The 17,138-nt window shown below is 67.3% G+C and carries 14 protein-coding genes; 6 read left to right on the top strand and 8 right to left on the bottom strand.

The window, feature by feature from the left end; genetic code table 11:
* The first annotated feature begins 14 nt into the window (after positions 1-14).
* The 6 genes from ASC45_RS14845 (at position 15) to ASC45_RS14820 (ending at position 3,529) form a co-directional block, all read left to right on the top strand.
* Positions 15-602 carry a TrbM/KikA/MpfK family conjugal transfer protein gene (locus ASC45_RS14845; RefSeq protein WP_010890138.1) on the top strand — a complete coding sequence of 196 codons (588 nt, stop codon included), beginning with the start codon at positions 15-17 and terminating at the stop codon, positions 600-602.
* A 13-nt stretch (positions 603-615) separates the two neighbouring features.
* A complete protein-coding gene (locus tag ASC45_RS14840; protein WP_055451793.1) occupies positions 616-1,260 on the top strand; it encodes a transglycosylase SLT domain-containing protein in 645 nt (214 codons plus the stop codon).
* 28 nt (positions 1,261-1,288) lie between these two features.
* Positions 1,289-1,555, top strand: coding sequence for a hypothetical protein (locus ASC45_RS14835; protein WP_010890140.1), 267 nt, complete (start codon positions 1,289-1,291; stop codon positions 1,553-1,555).
* Positions 1,555-2,253, top strand: coding sequence for a TraX family protein (locus tag ASC45_RS14830; RefSeq protein ID WP_072243091.1), 699 nt, complete (start codon positions 1,555-1,557; stop codon positions 2,251-2,253). The genes ASC45_RS14835 and ASC45_RS14830 overlap by 1 nt, the downstream gene beginning before the upstream one ends.
* A 15-nt stretch (positions 2,254-2,268) precedes the next feature.
* Positions 2,269-2,700 (top strand): OmpA family protein, encoded by a 432-nt coding sequence (locus ASC45_RS14825; RefSeq protein ID WP_001665065.1) that lies wholly within the window; start codon positions 2,269-2,271, stop codon positions 2,698-2,700.
* Positions 2,701-2,854: 154 nt separating this feature from the next.
* Positions 2,855-3,529, top strand: coding sequence for a DNA adenine methylase (locus tag ASC45_RS14820; RefSeq protein WP_001270224.1), 675 nt, complete (start codon positions 2,855-2,857; stop codon positions 3,527-3,529).
* A 1-nt stretch (position 3,530) separates the two neighbouring features.
* Here ASC45_RS14820 and ASC45_RS14815 read toward each other — a convergent pair whose 3' ends face one another.
* The 8 genes from ASC45_RS14815 to traJ all read right to left on the bottom strand — a co-directional run bounded on the left by ASC45_RS14815 (position 3,531) and on the right by traJ (position 16,802).
* Positions 3,531-4,382 carry a recombinase family protein gene (locus tag ASC45_RS14815; protein WP_425427645.1) on the bottom strand — a complete coding sequence of 284 codons (852 nt, stop codon included), beginning with the start codon at positions 4,380-4,382 and terminating at the stop codon, positions 3,531-3,533.
* A 490-nt stretch (positions 4,383-4,872) separates the two neighbouring features.
* The gene (locus ASC45_RS14810) at positions 4,873-9,219 is read right to left on the bottom strand and encodes a zincin-like metallopeptidase domain-containing protein (RefSeq protein ID WP_055451792.1); all 4,347 of its coding nucleotides are present in this window, start codon (positions 9,217-9,219) and stop codon (positions 4,873-4,875) included.
* Between the two features lie 3 nt (positions 9,220-9,222).
* Complete coding sequence (locus ASC45_RS14805; RefSeq protein ID WP_006122510.1) at positions 9,223-9,612, bottom strand: protein TraD; 390 nt, start codon at positions 9,610-9,612, stop codon at positions 9,223-9,225.
* A gap of 21 nt (positions 9,613-9,633) precedes the next feature.
* Positions 9,634-11,697, bottom strand: a complete 2,064-nt coding sequence (locus ASC45_RS14800) for a DNA topoisomerase III (protein WP_055451791.1) — start codon at positions 11,695-11,697, stop codon at positions 9,634-9,636.
* Between the two features lie 12 nt (positions 11,698-11,709).
* On the bottom strand, positions 11,710-12,246 hold the full coding sequence (traF, locus tag ASC45_RS14795) for a conjugative transfer signal peptidase TraF (protein ID WP_011222098.1): 537 nt from the start codon (positions 12,244-12,246) through the stop codon (positions 11,710-11,712).
* Positions 12,243-14,156: a type IV secretory system conjugative DNA transfer family protein gene (locus ASC45_RS14790; RefSeq protein WP_011222099.1), complete on the bottom strand. Its 1,914-nt coding sequence runs from the start codon at positions 14,154-14,156 to the stop codon at positions 12,243-12,245. Before ASC45_RS14790 ends, traF begins: the two co-directional genes overlap by 4 nt.
* Positions 14,153-16,393, bottom strand: a complete 2,241-nt coding sequence (gene traI / locus ASC45_RS14785; RefSeq protein ID WP_011222100.1) for a TraI/MobA(P) family conjugative relaxase — start codon at positions 16,391-16,393, stop codon at positions 14,153-14,155. Before traI ends, ASC45_RS14790 begins: the two co-directional genes overlap by 4 nt.
* Before the next feature lie 34 nt (positions 16,394-16,427).
* Entirely contained in the window at positions 16,428-16,802 is a 375-nt protein-coding gene (gene traJ / locus ASC45_RS14780) for a conjugal transfer transcriptional regulator TraJ (RefSeq protein WP_000426567.1), read from the bottom strand.
* Between the last annotated feature and the right edge of the window lie 336 nt (positions 16,803-17,138).

Below are 17,138 nucleotides of genomic sequence, written 5' to 3'. Positions count from 1 at the left end.
AGGAGAGTCCAACCATGAAGAAGAAACTGTTTGCCCTGGCCGCCCTCGTGGCAGCCCTCGGATCGACCGCCGGCACGGCCAGCGCGCAAGACGTGCTGACCGGCGACACGCGCCTGGCCTGCGAGGCGATCCTGTGCCTGTCGTCGGGCACGCGCCCGAGCGAATGCACGCCGTCGCTGTCGCGGTACTTCAACATCACGAAGCGCAAGCTGTCGGACACGATCCGCGCCCGCCTGAACTTCCTCCAGCTTTGCCCGGTGGCGAGCCAGACGCCGGAAATGCAGTCGCTCGTGTCGGCGATCTCGCGCGGCGCTGGCCGTTGCGACGCGCAGTCGCTGAACTCGACGTTGGTGATGTGGACGGGCGGCTACGACGATGGGCGCACGTACATCAGCAACCAGTTGCCTGACTACTGCGGGGCCTACACCGGCCACGCCTACACCGACTTCGCCAGCAGCGGCACGCTGCCGCGCTATGTCGGGACGCCAGAGCGGGGCGGGTATTGGGTCGAAGCGCGCGACTATGACCGCGCCTTGGCCGAGTACAACGAGCGCATCCGGCGCGAGGACGAAGAGCGCCGCCGTCAGTCCTGGCTGAACTGAGGGAGGGGAGGGCATGCCGTTCTTCGCCGATCTGCCGCCGCAGCTCCAGGAGCGTGTCGTCTGCTCGATCTCGGCCGCCGTCAAGTACGAGGTGCCGGTCAACATCGTGTTGGCCGTCGCCGAGAAAGAGGGCGGCAAGCCGGGCCAGTGGGTGCGCAACTCGAATGGCACGCATGACGTTGGCCCGATGCAGTTCAACACCGCGTACCTGGGCGACCTGGCCCGATACGGCATCACGGCGAACGATGTGGCGGCTGCCGGCTGCTACTCGTTCGACCTGGCCGCCTGGCGGCTGCGGATGCACATCCGCAACGACAAGGGCGACCTCTGGACGAAGGCAGCGAACTACCACTCGCGCACGCCGCAATACAACGCGGTGTACCGGGCCGACTTGATGCGCAAGGCGTCGAAGTGGGCCGATTGGCTTGAAGCCCGGTTCGTCACGCTCGACGTGACGAAGGCCGGCGCCACGCCCTCGATGCCGAGCCAGCCCGTTCCGGCGGCCACCGTGGCCCAGCAAGCCACGCCGGCGGCCAGGCCGGCACCAACACCCCAGCAGGCCGCCCCAGCGGCCGCAGCAGCTCGCAGCGTGTCGGTGGCCGGCTACGTGCCCCGCACGGTGTCTTTCAACACTTCACGCGAGGGGTCGGCCGAGTAGGCCGGCTCTTCCGATTTAGCGGCTAAACATGGACAAATTCCACGCCTTCATGATGCGGTACACGCTGGGCGTCGGCCGGTTGCTTCAAGCCTATTGCAAGTGGGCGGAAGGGCAGGCCAAGAACCAGCTCGATTTGCTTCTGCTGGGCCTCGGCCCGATCTTCGCCTTGGGCCTTCTGCTGTGGGCACTGCCGGCGTGGATCGGCAAGCCCATCGCCTTCGTACTCTCGCTGCCCGCGCTCTACATCATCTTCCTGGTGCTGCGCGCCTACGCGATTCGCGGGGGCCGGCGCTGATGAAGGCCCTGCGGATTCCTGATGGAACCGTCGAAGCGTTGAAGTGGCTCGCGCTGGCTCTCATGACCGGCGATCACGTCAACAAGTACCTGTTCAACGCGACGCTGCCGGTGCTGTTCGAGGCCGGCCGCGTGGCGCTCCCCCTTTTCGTGTTCGTCCTGGCCTACAACCTGGCGCGGCCGGGCACGCTCGAACGCGGCGTGTACGGCCGCACCATGTCGCGCCTGGCTGTGTTCGGCGCGCTGGCCTCGGTGCCCTTCGTGGCCCTCGGTGGCCTGTACGCCGGTTGGTGGCCGCTCAACGTGATGTTCACGCTGCTGGTCGTCACGGCCACGGCCTACCTGGTCGAACGTGGCGGCAAGCTGCACCTGGCGGCCGCCGGCGTCGCGTTCCTGGTCGGCGGCAGCTCGGTCGAATACTGGTGGCCGGCCGTGGCCTTCGGCCTGGCCGTGTGGTCGTACACGCGCCGGCCGAGCTGGGCCGCCGCGGCGGTCGCGGTGCTGGCCTGCGCGGCCCTGTGGTTCATCAATCGCAACCTGTGGGCCTTGGCGGCCCTGCCGGTGCTCTTCCTGGCCTCGCGTGTCGATGTGCGCGTGCCGCGCCTGCGCTGGGCCTTCTACGCCTATTACCCGCTGCACCTGGCCGCGCTCTGGTTGATCCGCATCCCCATGAGCAAGGCCGGCTACCTGTTCTTCTGATTGGAGTCCTGCCCCATGCGAAAACCCGTTCTTCTGGCCCTCTCTCTGGCGTTCCTGGTCAGCGCGCAAAGCGCACTGGCCGCCGGCGACGCCGGCAACTTCGGCACGCCGATCAAGTCCGGCGTCTCGGTTTCCTTCCCCGACAGCAGCGCGACCTTCCAGCCGACGCCCGAGGCCCTGGAACTGCTGGCCGACGCCAGGAACGCGGCGATCATCTACATCAGCGGGCGCACCAGCACGCTACGGCCCAGCGCGGCCGACGAGGCCCTTGCGCTGCGTCGTGCGCTCTCGGCCAGGTCGTACCTGGTGGCGCGCGGCGTCTCGCCGCTCAAGATCATGGTGAACTTCGCTTCGGCCGCCGACTTCGTGGCCGACAACTCGACGGCCGAGGGCCGGCGCGAGAACCAGCGCGTGGACATTGAGGTGGTCTACATCCCCACCTACTGAGCGATCCGGCATCGCCATTCTTGGCGGTGCTGCAGGTCGCTCCAGCAGCTTCGCATCGTCGGCTCTGACGATGCAGGCCCCGCCGGCTTCCCTTGACAGCATCGCCATTTCTGACGATGCTGGCCAAGTCCCGATTTACTCCAGGAAGAAGGCCATGAGATACCCCGGCGGCAAGGGCGGTGCCGGCGTCTACCAGACGATCATCAACAACATCCCGCCTCACGACACGTACATCGAAACGCACCTGGGCGGCGGCAACATCCTGGAGCGCAAGCGGCCCGCTGCCCGCAGCGTCGGCATCGACGTTGATCCCGAGGTGATCGAGGTCTGGCAGCAGCTCGACGTGCCCGGCCTGGAGCTGCACCACGGCGACGCCGTGGCCTGGCTGGAGTCACACCAGTTCACCGGCTCCGAGTTCGTCTACGTCGATCCGCCCTACGTGATGGACAGCCGGCGCGGCGGCAAGCTCTACCGCCACGAATACGACGACGCCGACCACGTGCGGCTGCTCGACGTGCTGGCCGGCCTGCCGTGCGCGGTGATGGTGTCGGGCTACAGCTCAACGATCTATGACAGCTCTCCCTTGGCGTCATGGCGAACCATCGACTTCAACGCGATGACGCGCGGCGGCATCGCTATCGAACGGCTGTGGATGAACTACCCCGAGCCGGCCGAGCTGCACGATCTGCGCTACCTCGGCAGCAACTTCCGCGAGCGCGAGCGCATCAAGCGGAAGAAAGCCCGCTGGCAAGCGAAGCTCGCCAAGCTCGATCCACTGGAGCGGGCGGCGATCATGGAATGTCTGCGCGAGCTGGAGGCGGCCGAGTAGGTCACGCCTGCGCCTGGTTGTGCAGCGCCCATACGCGCTTGACCTGGCTTTCACTGCACCCGGCCAGCCTGGCCGTCTCTGGAATGCTGTGGCCTGCGGTGCGCAGCGCCACGATGCGTTCATGCACCTTCGTGTTGGCCTTGCGGCCGGTGTAGCGGCCGGCGTCCTTCGCCAGCTCGACGCCCTGCCGCTGCCGCTCGCGGCGATCCTCGTAGTCGTCACGGGCCATCTGCAACGCCAGCTTCAAAAGCATGTCCTGGATCGACTCCAGCACCACCTTTGCCACGCCCTTCGCCTCGGCGGCCAGGTCGGATAGATCGACCACGCCAGGGACAGCCAGGCGCGCGCCCTGGGCGCGGATCGAGGCCACGAGGCGTTCGGCCTCGGGCAGCGGCAGGCGGCTGATGCGGTCGATCTTCTCCGCAACGACGACTTCACCGGGTTGCAGGTCGCCGATCATGCGTAGCAGCTCGGCGCGATCGGCGCGAGCGCCCGAAGCCTTCTCGCGGTAGATGCCGGCGACGTAGAAGCCGGCGGCCCTGGTGCTCTCCACGATGGCGGCCTGCCTGGTCAAGTCCTGCTCGTCGGTGCTGACGCGCAAGTAGATGCGCGCGACCTTGAAGGCGACGCCGGCGGCCTGGTGCTCGGTCGGCGTCCGCATGATGCGGTCGGCACCTTCGACCAGGCCATCGCCGCCGACGCGCAGCGGTGGCGTCTTGGCGAGCGCCTGCCGCGCTGCGCGTGACTGGCGCGGCATGGCCGCGATCTGTGTTTCCTGGGCGGTGCGCGGCGTGATGATCGCGCTGCCCTTCGCCTTGGTCTTGCCTGGGAAGTAGCCGTTGCGGCTGGTCATGGGTTCCTCCGGTCATTTTGGGTATACGCAAAGTGTCCGGTCATGCTACCCCCGGCCAAAAAGGCCGTCATGCGGTTTATCTTGGCCGGGTCGTTGTTGGCGGGTCTAAATGGCCGCTCCGTGGATCTCATCGCCAGAAATGGCGATGCGAGATCCAGGGCAGGGCGGCCGCCATCGTCAGACCTGGCGATGGTCGACGCCGGCGCGCATCGTCGGATGCGGCGATGCCAGCTCGAGGTCGGTGGCCACCGCCGGCGACCTGGTGCCATCGTCGGCAATGGCGATGCTGCAGCTCGACGTGCGCGCGGCCTGGTCGTCTCGGCATCGTCGGATGCGGCGATGCTCGAGCGAGGCGAAAAAAAACCGCCTCGGGGTGTCCGAGGCGGCAAGTCTGCATGCGGTTCAGGGAGGAAGAAACCGCGCCGGCGATCAGGGAGGAAAACCGCGCGGCCTGATGTGCAGCTCGGCCACTTTAGCCGGATTTTTCGACTTATCCGATGCGAGCGGCCCGCCGTGGGCGCTGCTCGATCTGCTGTTGCTTTTTCTCGACGTGCTTCTGCTCCTGGTGCTGCTGTTCGTCGCGCTGCACCTGGCTGATGGCCGCGCCGATCTGCCGCTTCACGCCCTCGATGCCCAGCTCGCTCTTGTGCGCCAGGTCGTTGAAGTCGGTGTGCTGCTTCATCGTGGACAGTGCCGCGATCTGCGCGCCGCTCAACATCGACGCCTTGAGCTTGGCCGCCTCGTCGCCGGCCAGCTCGACCTTGCCGGCGGCGGCGTCGGCAAGGCGCTGCTCGGCGCGGAGGTGGGTCTTGAAGCTGTCGGGCGTGATGGCGGGCAAGTCGCGCGGGTAGGTGTTCTCGGCCGGCGCGAAGATCGGGAAGATCGCCTTGCCGCCCACGGCCTGGGCGGCCGCCTCGGCCTTCTCCCGACCGGGGTTGTTGCCGTGGGTCATGACCAGGTGCCGGTCGTCGTCGCCGGCGATGATGACCGGCTTGTCCGGGAACTTGGCGTGCAGCGCCTTCGCCACGGCCTCAAGGTTGCCGCTGTCGAAGGCGGCGACCGTGGCGTGGCCCACGGCCTCGGCCACCTGGGCCGCCGTGGCGTAGCCCTCGGAGATCACCAGCGCCGGCGCGGCCGCCAGGGCGTCCATGCCGCCGACCGGGTGGAAGCATCCTTCCTTCTTCGAGTCCTTGGCGAACCGCTTGGTGCCGTCCTCCTGGATGTACTGCATCGTCCATTGCTTGCCATCTGCGTCGAAGGCCGGGATGTAGGTCTTCTGGCCTTCGCGGTCGGTCATCACGCCGGCCTGCGCCTGGATGCCCTTGGCTTGCAGATAGGGCGTCGGCTGCTCGATGGGCACGAGGTCGGCCATCTGCCGGCCGACGCGCTGCGCGGTAGCCTCCTGGGCTTTGTCCTGCTCGACGGCACGCTGTGCCAGCTTCTCGGCCGCCTCGGCCTGTAGCTTGGCCTTCTCCTGGTCGCTCAAGGCGTAGCCCTTGCTCTTCCAGGTAATGTCCGTGCCGGTCTTGTTGTTGATGATCCGCCCGGCCGGATGCCCGTCCAGGTGGCCCACGTAGAAGCCATCGAGCGCGCCCTTCTTGCCGCCCTCGACCGGCACGCGGTGCCGCTTGCCGTCCATGATCGGGTGATCGCCCTGGGCGTTGCTGCCGGTGAACAGGCCGGCGCTGCGCATGGCCTCGGCAAACTCCTCCCTTGGCGTCATCGCTGGCCCTTGCTGGGCCTGCACGTTCTCGGGCTTCCAGCGTTCGAGCTTCGCCGCGTCGGCACGCGGGCCGACATACCAGGACTTCGCGGCCTTGTCCCAAAGCGCGCCGGCGGCCTTGGCGGCGTTGCGCTGCTCGTAGGGCACCGCCAGGTACTGGCGGGCCTGCTGCGCCTGCTGCGAGGGCTTCTGCGCCTCGCCCTGGGCTTCGGGTGCCTGCTGGGCCGAACGCGGCTCTACGGCCGCTGTAGCGGCTCCCTGCGCCCACTTGGCGAAGGGTGCGGCATCGGTGCCCGGCGGCACGTACCAGGACTGTTGTTGCCGATCCCAGCGCGCCCCGAGGCCCTTGGCCTCGTCCTTCTCCTTGTACGGCACGTTGATGTACTGCCGTTCGGGCTTCTCGCCCTGCGGCTGCACCTGCTGCCGCTCGCGCTCCTGGCGCTCCAGCTCGGCCGCGCGGCGCTGTGCGTCGGTGTCGTTGAGCATGGCCGACGCTTCGGCGGTCTTGCGAGCCTCTTTAGCGGCTGAAATGTCCTCTTCGGTCGCGTTGGGGTCGCGCCGTACACGCTCTTCCTGCACGCGGGCCAGCTTGGCGGCGCGCTCGTGCTGGTTGTCGGTGCCCAGCGCATCGACCAGGTGCAGGCGCTCGGCCAGCGCCTCGGCCTGGCCCTCGGTGCGGGTGCCGGCCACGAAGGCAAAAGCGTCCTCGCCGAACTGCGCATCGGCCTTGCGCGCGTACACCTGGAACGCCTGCGGCTCGATGCCGGCCTGGGCGGCATCGACGGTCTGGCCGTCCTGTTCGGCCACGCCGACGATGCGCAGCTCGCCGCTCCAGTCGGGCGGCAGCTCGACGCCAAGGTGTTGACGGGTCGCGTCGGCGAACGCCTGGCCGTCGATCTCGCCGGCGGCGAGCTGCCGGCGCGCGGCGGCGGCCTGCTCGATGCCCTGCACCGCGTCGGCAGGATGGGCGGCCAGCAGGGCGGCCGCCTGGTCGTTGGTCGGTGGGGTCATGTTCGCCTCCTGGTCTGCGACGGCCGCTTGCTGCTGGGTCAGCGCCGGCAGGGCCATCAACTGGTCGGGCGCGTAGTTGTTCAGCTCGTCCAGGCTGCGAACCTGGTGGGGTTCGCCGTCCTGGTCGTGGAACGCAAAGATGCGTTGGCCGTCGCTCCACCGGGCTTCGGCGTCGATGCCGGACACGATCTGTTCGCCGTGCTGCTGAAGCTGCTGCGCGAGGTGGAGCTGTTCGGCCATGTTGGCGAACTCTTGCGCCAGGCCCTTGCGCTCCAGGTAGGCGTTGTCGGTGTCGGTGTGGCTCGGGTCAATGCCGAACACCGGCGACAGCCGGTCATGGGCGACCGCGTAGAACTGCTCGGGATCGGTGCCGGTGATGCTGCCCACGGTTTCGAGGCCACGGCTGCGCAAGGCGTCTTCCAGGGTGTCGCCCTGGAATGCCTGGTAGTGGCTGAAAGACACGTCCGGGTTGTCCAGGACTTCGGCAATGTCCACGGCGAGGGCCTGGGCCACGGCTTCGTCCTGGGCCTGGCTCTGCTGCTGGTCTTGCTCCTGAACCTGCTGCTGCTCGAAGGCCAGCACGTAGTCGTGAATCTTCTCGGCGTCGGCGGCCGCGCGGAACACCTCCAGCGGCTCGTCTTGCAGCGCCTTGATCCACGAACCCACATAGGCGGCGTGCTGGCCCGGATCGTGGCCGATGCCCAGCTCGTCGCCAACGATCATGGAAGCGATCTCGGCGCGCAGCTCTTCCTTGGCGTAACCCTCGCTCCCGAACGGGTGCGCCAGGTCGCGGTCAAGGCGCGAAGCGTGGCCCGTCCAGTGGCCCAGCTCGTGCAGCGCGGTCGCGTAGTAGCGGTCGGAGCTGGGGAACTGGCCGCGCTCCGGCAGGGTGATGCTGTCGGTCGAAGGGCGGTAGAACGCCCGATCACCGGCGACGTGGGTGATCGTTGCGCCCGAGGCTTTCAGGATGTGCTCGGCGCGCTCGACCGCGTTCCAGGTCTGTTCCTTCTTCGGCTGGAGCGGCGGCAGGCCGTCGATCTGCTCGCCGTTGAACACGGTCGCAAAGAACACGCGCGGCCGCTCCAGCATGACGGTTTCCTTGACCGGCTGGCCCTTCGCATCGAGGACGGGCCGGCCGCTGTCGTCCAGCTTGTCTTGCTCTTCGCTGAACTTCCAGTATTGAACCGGCGTGCCTTTCTCGCCCTTGCGAACCTGCGCGCCCACGGCGGCCGCCTGCTTGTAGGTCATCCAGCGCGCATCGCTGCGGCCCTGGGCCATCAGGTGAATCGCGTTGATGCCCTTGTACCGCTTGCCGGTGGTCGGGTTCATCGGCAGGTAGGCGTTGGGTTCGCCCGGCTCCCACGGCTTTTGCCACGGTGCGGTGCCGGCCTTGAGCTGCTCGATCAGCTTTTCGGCCACGACTTCGTGAAACGGCTTCTTCGGCTCCATGTTCTCGTCCCTTCGGAATAGCTCGTTGAACTGAGGGAAGTTCTGCTGCGTCCGGGAACGGTCGCGCAGGCCCTGGGCGACCATGCACACGATGTTGTGCAGGTCGTCGGCCTGCATGGGCCGCACGCGGGCGATGCAGGTTTCCGTGAATGACTGTTGGCCGCGCTGCTGCACCTGGTCGGCGACCTGGTGCTGGCTCGGCTCGATGCCCTCGCAGTGCAGGGCAAACACTTCCTCGGCGCGCACGTCCAGGGACTGGCCGGCGTAGCGCCGATTCACGTCATCCCATAGCGGCTTGAGGGTGGGTTCGTTGCGGGCGGCCGCCAGGCCGTCCAGCAAGGCGCGCTTCTCGCCAGGCGCGAAGGTATTGGCCCCGTAGTGGCCCAACACCTCGTGCCGCAACGTCATCAGCAGGTCGCCGGCGCTCTCGACGTTCTGCAAGGGCACGTCCACGCGGCCACGGTAGGCGCGGCCGGCGTGCATCGTCTCCTTGGGCACGTAGCCGCCCTTCATGTCGGCCGGCACCTCGGCCGCACGCGGCCCGTACAGCTCGGCCGCGTCCTCGCGGAACTTGTAGGCCAGCTCCAGCGCACCGGGGTAGTCGCGGACGAAAGCCCGCGTCACCCCTTGCGCCTCGGCTTTCGTGATCGGCATGGGTCAGCCCTCCGACGCCTTGCGCGCGGCGGCCTGGGCCACCGTCTCGCCGGGCCGCAGGTCGTACAGCTCGCGGGCGTTCGTGGTGGTGATGAACGGCGGGATGTCGGCACTCGGGCCTTCGTCGTCCAGGAATGCCGGCTCCAGTGCGCCATCGACTTCCACCAGGTCGTCGCCGCTCGCGGCGGCGTCCTGCTCGGACAGCGCGTCCTCCACGAACGCGCCCACGCGCTCGGCTTCGTCGGGGTCGAACTCGACCTGGAAGCCGGGCGTCAGCGCGTCGGCCATCTTCTCGCGCACGGCCTCGCGGCCGGCGGCGTCGTCGTCAACCGGCGGCAGGACGGCCAGCGGCTCGTCGTGGGCGGCGGTGTTGGTGGTGGTTTGCTCGTTCATGGTCGATCTCCTTCGCTGTGGTCATTCGGATGCCGGGCCGTTGCGGCCCTTGCTGTAGTCGGGCCGGCCCTTGAGGTCGGGGTAGGTCTGCTTGCACGTGGGGAAATTGCTGCAACCCCACCAGAATTGCCCCTTCTTCTTGCTCGGCCGGCGCGACAAGCCGCTGCCGCAGGCCATGCACTTGTGAAGGGACGACACCGGCGCGGCTTCCTTGCCGCCGGCGATGGTCACGGCTCCGCTGTTGGCCTTCGCCACCTGGTCGCGGATGAACGTCTCTTGCTTCGTGATGAAGGCGTCCAGGGCGGCCGTGCCCTGCTCGACGCCTTTCAGCATCCGCTCGTAGAGCGCAGTCAGCACCGGGCTTTTCACAACCTCGGGCAGCGCGTCGATGACGCTGCGGCCGAGGGTCGTGCTGATGATCTGCTTGCCCTTGACGGCCAGGAACTCGCGCCGCTTCAACTCGGAAATGATCGACGCGCGGGTGGCGGACGTGCCGATGCCGTCGCCCTCGCGCAGCATCTTCTTGTGCTCGGCGTCGCTGACGAACTTGTGGATGTTCTCCATCGCGCGGATCAGCGTGCCCTCGGTGAAGCGCGCCGGCGGCTTCGTCTTGGCGTCCTTGCGGGTGGCGTCCGTGCAGGTCACGGCGTCGCCCTGGGCCATCGACGGCAGGGCCTGCGTGCCGCTGTCGTCGTCGTCGTCCTTCTCGGCTTCCTCGTCGGCCTGGCTGTACACGTCACGCCAGCCGTTGCGCGTGACCACCTTGCCGCTCGCCGCGAAGTTCTCGCCCGCGATCTCGACGCCCACGGTGGTCTGCATGTACTCGTGCAGCGGGTAGAACTGCGCCAGGTAGGCGCGCACGATCAGGTCGTAGATGTTGCGCTCGCGCTCGCTGAGGGCGGCTTTGTTGCCCTTCTGCATGGTCGGCACGATGCCGTGGTGCGCGGTGATCTTGGAGTCGTCCCACGTCTTGGACTTGATGCGCGGATCGGCCCCATCGACCAGGCCGGCCAGCTCGGGGTTGACGTGCTTGATCGCCTCCAGCACGCGCGGCGCGTCGGCGTGCTGCGACTCCGGCAGGTAGGCGCAGTCGGTGCGCGGGTACGAGGTCAGCTTGTGCGTCTCGTAGAGCGCCTGGCAGGTGTTCAGCACGTCCTCGGCGCTATAGCCGAACTTGGCCGAGGCCAGGGCCGTAATGTCGGACAGGGCGAAGGCCAGCGGTTGGTTCTGCTTCTTGGCCTCCTGCTTGTACGCGGCGATGGTGCCCGGCTGGCCCTTGACGGCGGCCACCAGGGTGTCGGCGACGGCGGTATCGACAAGGCGGCCTTCGCTGTCCAGGCCGGCTTGATCCTCCTTCGCCTTCCATGCAGCGGTGAAGCTGCCGCCGGCGTGCTGCACCACCGCCCGGATGGTGTGGTACGGCACGGCCTTGAATGCCTCGATCTCGCGGTCGCGGGCGACCACGAGGGCCAGCGTCGGCGTCTGCACACGGCCCACGGTCAGCAGGGCGCGCGAGCCGCCGCGCTGCGCGCGCAGCGTGTACGCGCGGCTGAGGTTCATGCCGATCAGCCAGTCGGCGCGCTGCCGCCCGCGTGCGGCGTCGGCCCAGCCGGCATACGTGGTGTTCTCCTTCAACGCGGCCAGGCCCCGCTTGACGGAAACGGAGTCCTGCGCGCTCACCCAAAAGCGGCGCACCGGCTTGCTGTTGCGGAAGTGCTCCAGCACTTCGTCAACCAGCAACTGGCCTTCGCGGTCGGGGTCGCCGGCGTTGACGATCTCCTTGGCCTCCTTGAGTAGCTTGCCGATCACGGCGAGCTGCTTCTTCGCGTCGTCCTTGGGCTTGAGAATCCAGCTCTCGGGAATGATGGGCAGCTCATCGACGCGCCAGACCTTCTTGCCGGACTGGCCGCGCGGCACGTCATCGGGCGTGTACTCGTCGGGGTCGGCCTGTTCGAGCATGTGCCCAAAGCACCAGGTCACTTTGTCGGTGCCGCACTCGATGAAGCCGTCGCCCTTGCCGGTCGCGCCCAGCTCGCCGGCAATGGCCTTGGCGACGGACGGCTTTTCTGCGATGAAAAGGCGCATGGTGGTGTCTCCCTACCAGGTGATGACCGGACGGATCACGGTCTTGATTTGCGAACGATTGATCGGGCCGAAGTAGCGGCCGTCGAAGGATGTGGCGCTCACGTCCGACATAAGCAGCACCTCGGAATTGCCGAGGGTGTAGCTGTTGGACTGGTAGCGCGGCAGCGGCCGCCCGGCCTTGTCGGCCTTGATCGGCGCGCTGAGGGGCAGCAGCTCGCCGTTGACGCGCACGCCGTCATCGGCGACGGCCACGGCATCGTCTTTAGCGGCTAAAACGCGCTTCATCATGTAGCCGTAGCCGCCCTCGCAGAAGCCGGCCCCGATGTAGCCCCGCTCCTTGGCGTCATCGAACACGCCGAGCTGCGGCGGGCAGAAGAGGACGTAGGCCCCCTTCTCCACCGGCGCGCTGCTCGTCCAGTACAGGCCGACAGGAATGCTCTTGGTGGTGTTCACGCGGGCACCGGCGGCATAGCCGCCGGCCGCCAGCAGCAGGGCGGCCACGCCCGCGATGGCGACGCCTGCCGCGATACGTTTCAGGATGCGGCTCATATCGTGATGCCCTCCCCTTCCGTCTCGGCCTGTGCGACGGCGCGCAGGCGGTCGCTGACCTTGGGCGCGGGGATCGCGGCGCGTGCCGAGAACACCGGGTCTTTGAAGTACAGGGGTTGCTTGCCGTAGATCGCCGGGTAGCCCGCGACGTAGATCACCATGTCGCCGGCCTCTTCGATCTCGCCCTGGGCGTTCTTCTTCGGCCCCGGCATGCGCAGGCATTCGTCGGGCGTCAGCAAGGGCCGCTGCACCTCCTGGTAGGTGCGCGACACCTGGCCCAGCATCGCCGCCGTGCGGCGGCCGCTGGTCGTGATCTGCTCCTTCACCACGGTGGTCTGCCCGGTGAGGCGGGACAGGTGTTCCGCCGTCTCGACGCGGTTGGGCGGATAGGCGTTCTGCACGTGGCAGTTCGACGTGATGCTTTCGTCGTGGCCGTAGCCCGTCTCGCGGCTCTTGAGCTGGTTAATGTCCTGGCAGATGAGGTAGCACTTGATGCCGTAGCCGGCCACGAAGGCCAGCGACTCTTGCATGATCTCCAGCTTCCCGAGGCTCGGGAACTCATCCAGCATCATCAAGAGCCGGTGCTTGTAGTGCGCCACCGGGCGGCCGCCCTCGAAGTCCATCTTGTCGGCCAGCAGGCGCACGATCATGTTCACCATGACGCGCACCAGCGGCCGCAGGCGGGCCTTGTCGTTGGGCTGGGTGACGATGTAGAGGCTTACCGGGTCGTCCTCGTGCATCAACTGCTTGATGCGGAAGTCCGACCGGCTGACGTTGCGGGCCACCACGGGGTCGCGGTACAGGGCCAGGTACGACTTGGCCGTGGACAGCACCGAGCCGGCTTCTTCCTCCGGGCGATCCATCATGTCGCGGGCCGCCGAGCCGATGGCGTGATGGTTCTGGCCGTCTACGTGCCCGTAGGTCGCCATTTCCATCCAAAGCTCGCCAATGTCCCGGTTCGGGTCGGCCAGCATCGCATCGACGGACGGCAGCGTGGCGGTGCCGCCCTCGTCCTTGGCCTTGTACAGCGCGTGCAGGATCACGCCGACCAGGAGCGCGAAGGCGGTTTTCTGCCAGTGCGAGTCCAGGCCCTTGCCGTCCGGGTCAACGATCAGCGTGGCGAGGTTCTGCACGTCGCCCACCTCGTATTCAGTGCCGAGGCGGATTTCGTCCAGCGGGTTCCAGCAGACGCCGCCCGAAGTGCTGGCCGGCTCGAAGCGCAGCACCTTGTTCTTGGCGTGCTTCTGCCGCCAGCCGGCGGTCAAGGCCCACAACTCGCCCTTCAAGTCGGTGATGACGCTGCTCGCGCCCCACGACAGCAGCGTCGGCACCACCAGGCCGACGCCCTTGCCCGAGCGCGTGGGCGCGTAGGTCAGCACGTGCTCGGGGCCGCTGTGCCGCAGGTAGAAGAAATTGCCGTCCTTGTCTTGCCAGCCGCCCACGTACACGCCGGTGGCCGTGGGTGCAGCCTTGCCGGTGACGATCTCCAGGACGTTGCGCTCGCGCGGCAGCAGGCCGGCCGCCTGAATGTCCTTCTTCTCGGCCCAGCGGGCCGAGCCGTGCAGGTACTCGTTCGCCTTCGAGCTGTTGGACGTGACGACCTTCGCCACGGCCACGCCCAGCAGGCCCACGGTCGAAACCAGCATCCCCATGCTGCCGGCCTTCATGATCTCGTCCGGGTACTGGCTGTACCACTTGTACGTCCAGTGCAGGATCGACCAGGGCGCGTACACGTGGCCCACGTTGGGGCCGAGGGTCGCGTGATAGGCGAACGTGTGGGCGAAGAACTGCGTCGCGGCCTGGAGGCCGCCGACCATCGAGGCCGCGCCCAGCACCGGCAGCAGCTTGCTCGGCTTCGGTTTGGCGGTTCGGACTTGCGGCCCTACCGCGTTGTTCATCTTGATCTTCATCTACTCCTTCCTTTCGACGTTTTGATGGAGCCTTTCGCGGTGATCGAGACGGCATCGCCGACCGCGATGCGCGTCAAGCGCCGGGCCGTGGCCTGGTCGATGGGCATAACCATGACCTCTTCACCTCGCTTCAAGAGGGCCAGCGGCTGGCCCTCGACGTTCCGGGTGCCCTGGAACGTAAGGGCACCTTCACCGGCAGTATATCGGGAATGCTTCGGTATATCGAAACCTTTTAGGCGCTTCGCCTCGCGCTCGGCGATGTACTTGTCAGCAGCGACGACGCCCGGCGGCGTCTGGCCTACTCCTGTTCCTGGCCGAGAAATTCCCCGTCGCAGTGCGTGATCTGGTTGGGTTCCTTGCTGCTCCACGTGACGAGGAACATCACGCGGCAGTAGCACTTCACTTCCGCCGGCGATGCGAACCACACCGAGTTCGGACAGTGCTCGCAAACGGTGCTGGCTTTGGGGCGGCGGTTTTCTTCCAAGGCGTCCAACGTCGGGCTTCCGGTGGACGTTGGCGGCGTGAATGCCGGCGTCGGCGCGGTCGCCTCGGCCGGCTGCTGGCCGGCCGTCGCCTGCTCGGGCGACGGCTGCGGCTCCGGTAGCGTGCTGGTCGGCAGGGGGCCGCTGTCCAGGGCCGCCAGCGCCGCGTCCAGTTCGTCCTCGATGCTCTGGTCTTTCGGTTCGCTCATGGGTGTTCTCCTTGTTCAAAAGCGCCTGCCGCCGGCTCTCAAGAGCCGGATCGGTGAAGGTGATGGGTAGTTGGGAATCGACGGCGGCGCGGATCATCTGCGCCTTGAACTCCACCGTGCCGTTGACGGTGATGCGGTTGCCATAGCGTTGCATCGCCAGGCGCAGGGCTTCTTGCAGCCCTTCGCGCGTGGCCTCGCGGGAGACTTGCAGGCGGTCGCCGTCATCGCGCACGGCGCTCATGCCGGCGCGGAAGATGATCGTCCCCTTCTTCGTGATGTTGTCCACCGCCGGCGCGTGGCCGGGCTTCGCCTGGCCCTCGCCCCGGATGGTGTTGCCCTTGAGGCCCTGGGCCGCCTCGCGGGCGCGCAGGGCGGCCAGGGCGTCGGCGCTGCCGTGCTGCGCCTCCTTCTTGAGCCAGTCGGCCCACGTGCGCCGGCTGTGCTCGGCATAGAGCGCGGTGCGCTCCTGCTGGAACTGTTTGTTGATCGCCTGGATTTCGCTGCGCAGCGCCTTGCTCGCCTGGGCGTACAGCAGCTTCTTGTTCGCGCGCCCCTCGCCGACCACCTTGATCGTTGCGCGGCGCAGGCGGTTCGACCGCTTGGCCGCCTCGATCAGCCGATCCTTGCGATGCCGGGCGCGCTCCAGGGCCTGACCGCGCGCCGTGGTCAAGCTCTGCTGCTCGGCCTTGTACTTCGCGTACAGCTCCACGGTGTTGACGCGGAGACGGATGGGGTCTTTGCGGTACTGCCGCTTCACGGTGGTTTGCGCCTGCCGTTCGGGCGAAGCCTCGAACGGGCCAAGCCGCGCCTCCAGGCTCGGCTTGGAAAGGTCGCGGGCTACTGTGCTCGCCTTCACCATCGTGCCGTCGCCGGCCTCGAACACGAGGCCATTGGCGCGGACGCGCAACTCCAGGCCGTTTTCGCGCATGACCTGGTGCAGCTCCTGCCAGGACTGCGCGCCCTTGATTTCGTCCAGGCACTCGCGCTTGATCCAGCCGACCAGGCTTTCAACGCCGGCGTGCCGCTCCATGTCGGCGGCCCGGCCCTCCGCGCCGCGCTTGCGCGGCTCGTGGTTGTCGCGCTCCAGGCCGTAGTCGCGCTCCAGGGCCGTGCAGAGTTCCGCCAGCGCCCGGTGCGGGTAGTACGGCTCGTGCATCGTGTGCCGCGTCGGGTGAATCTTGTTGATGGCGATGTGGATGTGCAGGTTGTCGGTGTCGTTGTGGACGGCACTGATTCGCTGATGCTCGCCATAGCCCAGCCCGGCGCAAATGCGTTCTTCAATCGCGCGCAGGGTGTCGGCGCTGGGCTGCTCGCCGGCCCGGAAGCTGACGATCAGGTGGTAGGTCTTGTCGCCCTTCGCGCGGGTGTTCGTGTGCTGGGTCGCCAGCACCTCCGTGATGGCGTCCTGGATGGAACCGGCTTCGCAGTTCGTCGCCTGCACGTGGCCCAGCCGGTGGTCTTTGCTTTGCGCGTCGGTGATGTAGTTCGCCAGGCCCGCAAAGTCGCTCTTGCCAAGCGAGCGCATCGGCACGTGCTTGGCGATCATGGCCGGCCTCCGGGCTTTTTAGCCGCTAAAAAGCTCAAGGCTCGGCCCTCGGCTGAACCACGGCCTTCATGATCCGGCTCATTTCGTCCTGGGTGGCCTCGATCCGGCCCAGCAGGGCCAGGATGGTTGCCTCGCCGAACTGGAGCGTTCGCACGTCATCGGTCAGCCAGAGCTTGAGCAGGCCACCCAGGCGGCCAAGGTCGCCGTTGACGCGCACCAGCTCGCGCACGTGCTGGTAGTCCATGACGCCCTTGATCTGGTAGCCCTGCCCCACGTCGCGCAGGTAGCGCGCCACGCTGACGCCCGCCCTCTTGGCGTTCGCCTCGATCTCGTCTTTCTCTTCCGGGAACACCGGCACCCGCAGGTGCTGCCGCCGCCGGCGGCCGTGTTCCTTCTCGTCGTTCTCCATGCCTCGCCTCGTCTCTCATGCCGGCGGTAGCCGGCTGCCTCGCAGAGCAGGATGACCCGTTGAGCGCCCCCGGCGCGAATAAGGGACAGTGAAGATAGATAACCGGCTCGCCGGTTAGCTAACTTCACACATCCTGCCCGCCTTACGGCGTTAATAACACCAAGGAAAGTCTACACCAGCCATTCCGATTTATCCGCAACTATCGCGCTATCAGACCGCAAAAGCAGCAACGGATATAGCGAAACCTGCCACAATGGCCCATAATGCCGCTGTCGAAGCGTGCCAATGCACGCTGATAGCGGACTTTTTGCGTTTCCGTAGCGCCGCTTAGTAGCG

Source organism: Thiomonas bhubaneswarensis, from assembly GCF_001418255.1.
Classification (GTDB): Bacteria; Pseudomonadota; Gammaproteobacteria; order Burkholderiales; family Burkholderiaceae_C; genus Thiomonas; species Thiomonas bhubaneswarensis.
Note: the sequence above shows the minus strand (reverse complement) of the source record. Positions and strands in the feature narration are given on the sequence as shown.

Coding starts and splice junctions, on each gene's coding strand:
- traF (WP_011222098.1), bottom strand. CDS start 12,246: ATGAGCCGCATCCTGAAACGTATCGCGGCAGGCGTCGCCATCGCGGGC.
- traI (WP_011222100.1), bottom strand. CDS start 16,393: ATGATCGCCAAGCACGTGCCGATGCGCTCGCTTGGCAAGAGCGACTTT.
- ASC45_RS14815 (WP_425427645.1), bottom strand. CDS start 4,382: ATGACCAGCCGCAACGGCTACTTCCCAGGCAAGACCAAGGCGAAGGGC.
- ASC45_RS14825 (WP_001665065.1), top strand. CDS start 2,269: ATGCGAAAACCCGTTCTTCTGGCCCTCTCTCTGGCGTTCCTGGTCAGC.
- ASC45_RS14820 (WP_001270224.1), top strand. CDS start 2,855: ATGAGATACCCCGGCGGCAAGGGCGGTGCCGGCGTCTACCAGACGATC.
- ASC45_RS14845 (WP_010890138.1), top strand. CDS start 15: ATGAAGAAGAAACTGTTTGCCCTGGCCGCCCTCGTGGCAGCCCTCGGA.
- ASC45_RS14790 (WP_011222099.1), bottom strand. CDS start 14,156: ATGAAGATCAAGATGAACAACGCGGTAGGGCCGCAAGTCCGAACCGCC.
- ASC45_RS14810 (WP_055451792.1), bottom strand. CDS start 9,219: ATGCCGATCACGAAAGCCGAGGCGCAAGGGGTGACGCGGGCTTTCGTC.
- ASC45_RS14840 (WP_055451793.1), top strand. CDS start 616: ATGCCGTTCTTCGCCGATCTGCCGCCGCAGCTCCAGGAGCGTGTCGTC.
- traJ (WP_000426567.1), bottom strand. CDS start 16,802: ATGGAGAACGACGAGAAGGAACACGGCCGCCGGCGGCGGCAGCACCTG.
- ASC45_RS14800 (WP_055451791.1), bottom strand. CDS start 11,697: ATGCGCCTTTTCATCGCAGAAAAGCCGTCCGTCGCCAAGGCCATTGCC.
- ASC45_RS14835 (WP_010890140.1), top strand. CDS start 1,289: ATGGACAAATTCCACGCCTTCATGATGCGGTACACGCTGGGCGTCGGC.
- ASC45_RS14805 (WP_006122510.1), bottom strand. CDS start 9,612: ATGAACGAGCAAACCACCACCAACACCGCCGCCCACGACGAGCCGCTG.
- ASC45_RS14830 (WP_072243091.1), top strand. CDS start 1,555: ATGAAGGCCCTGCGGATTCCTGATGGAACCGTCGAAGCGTTGAAGTGG.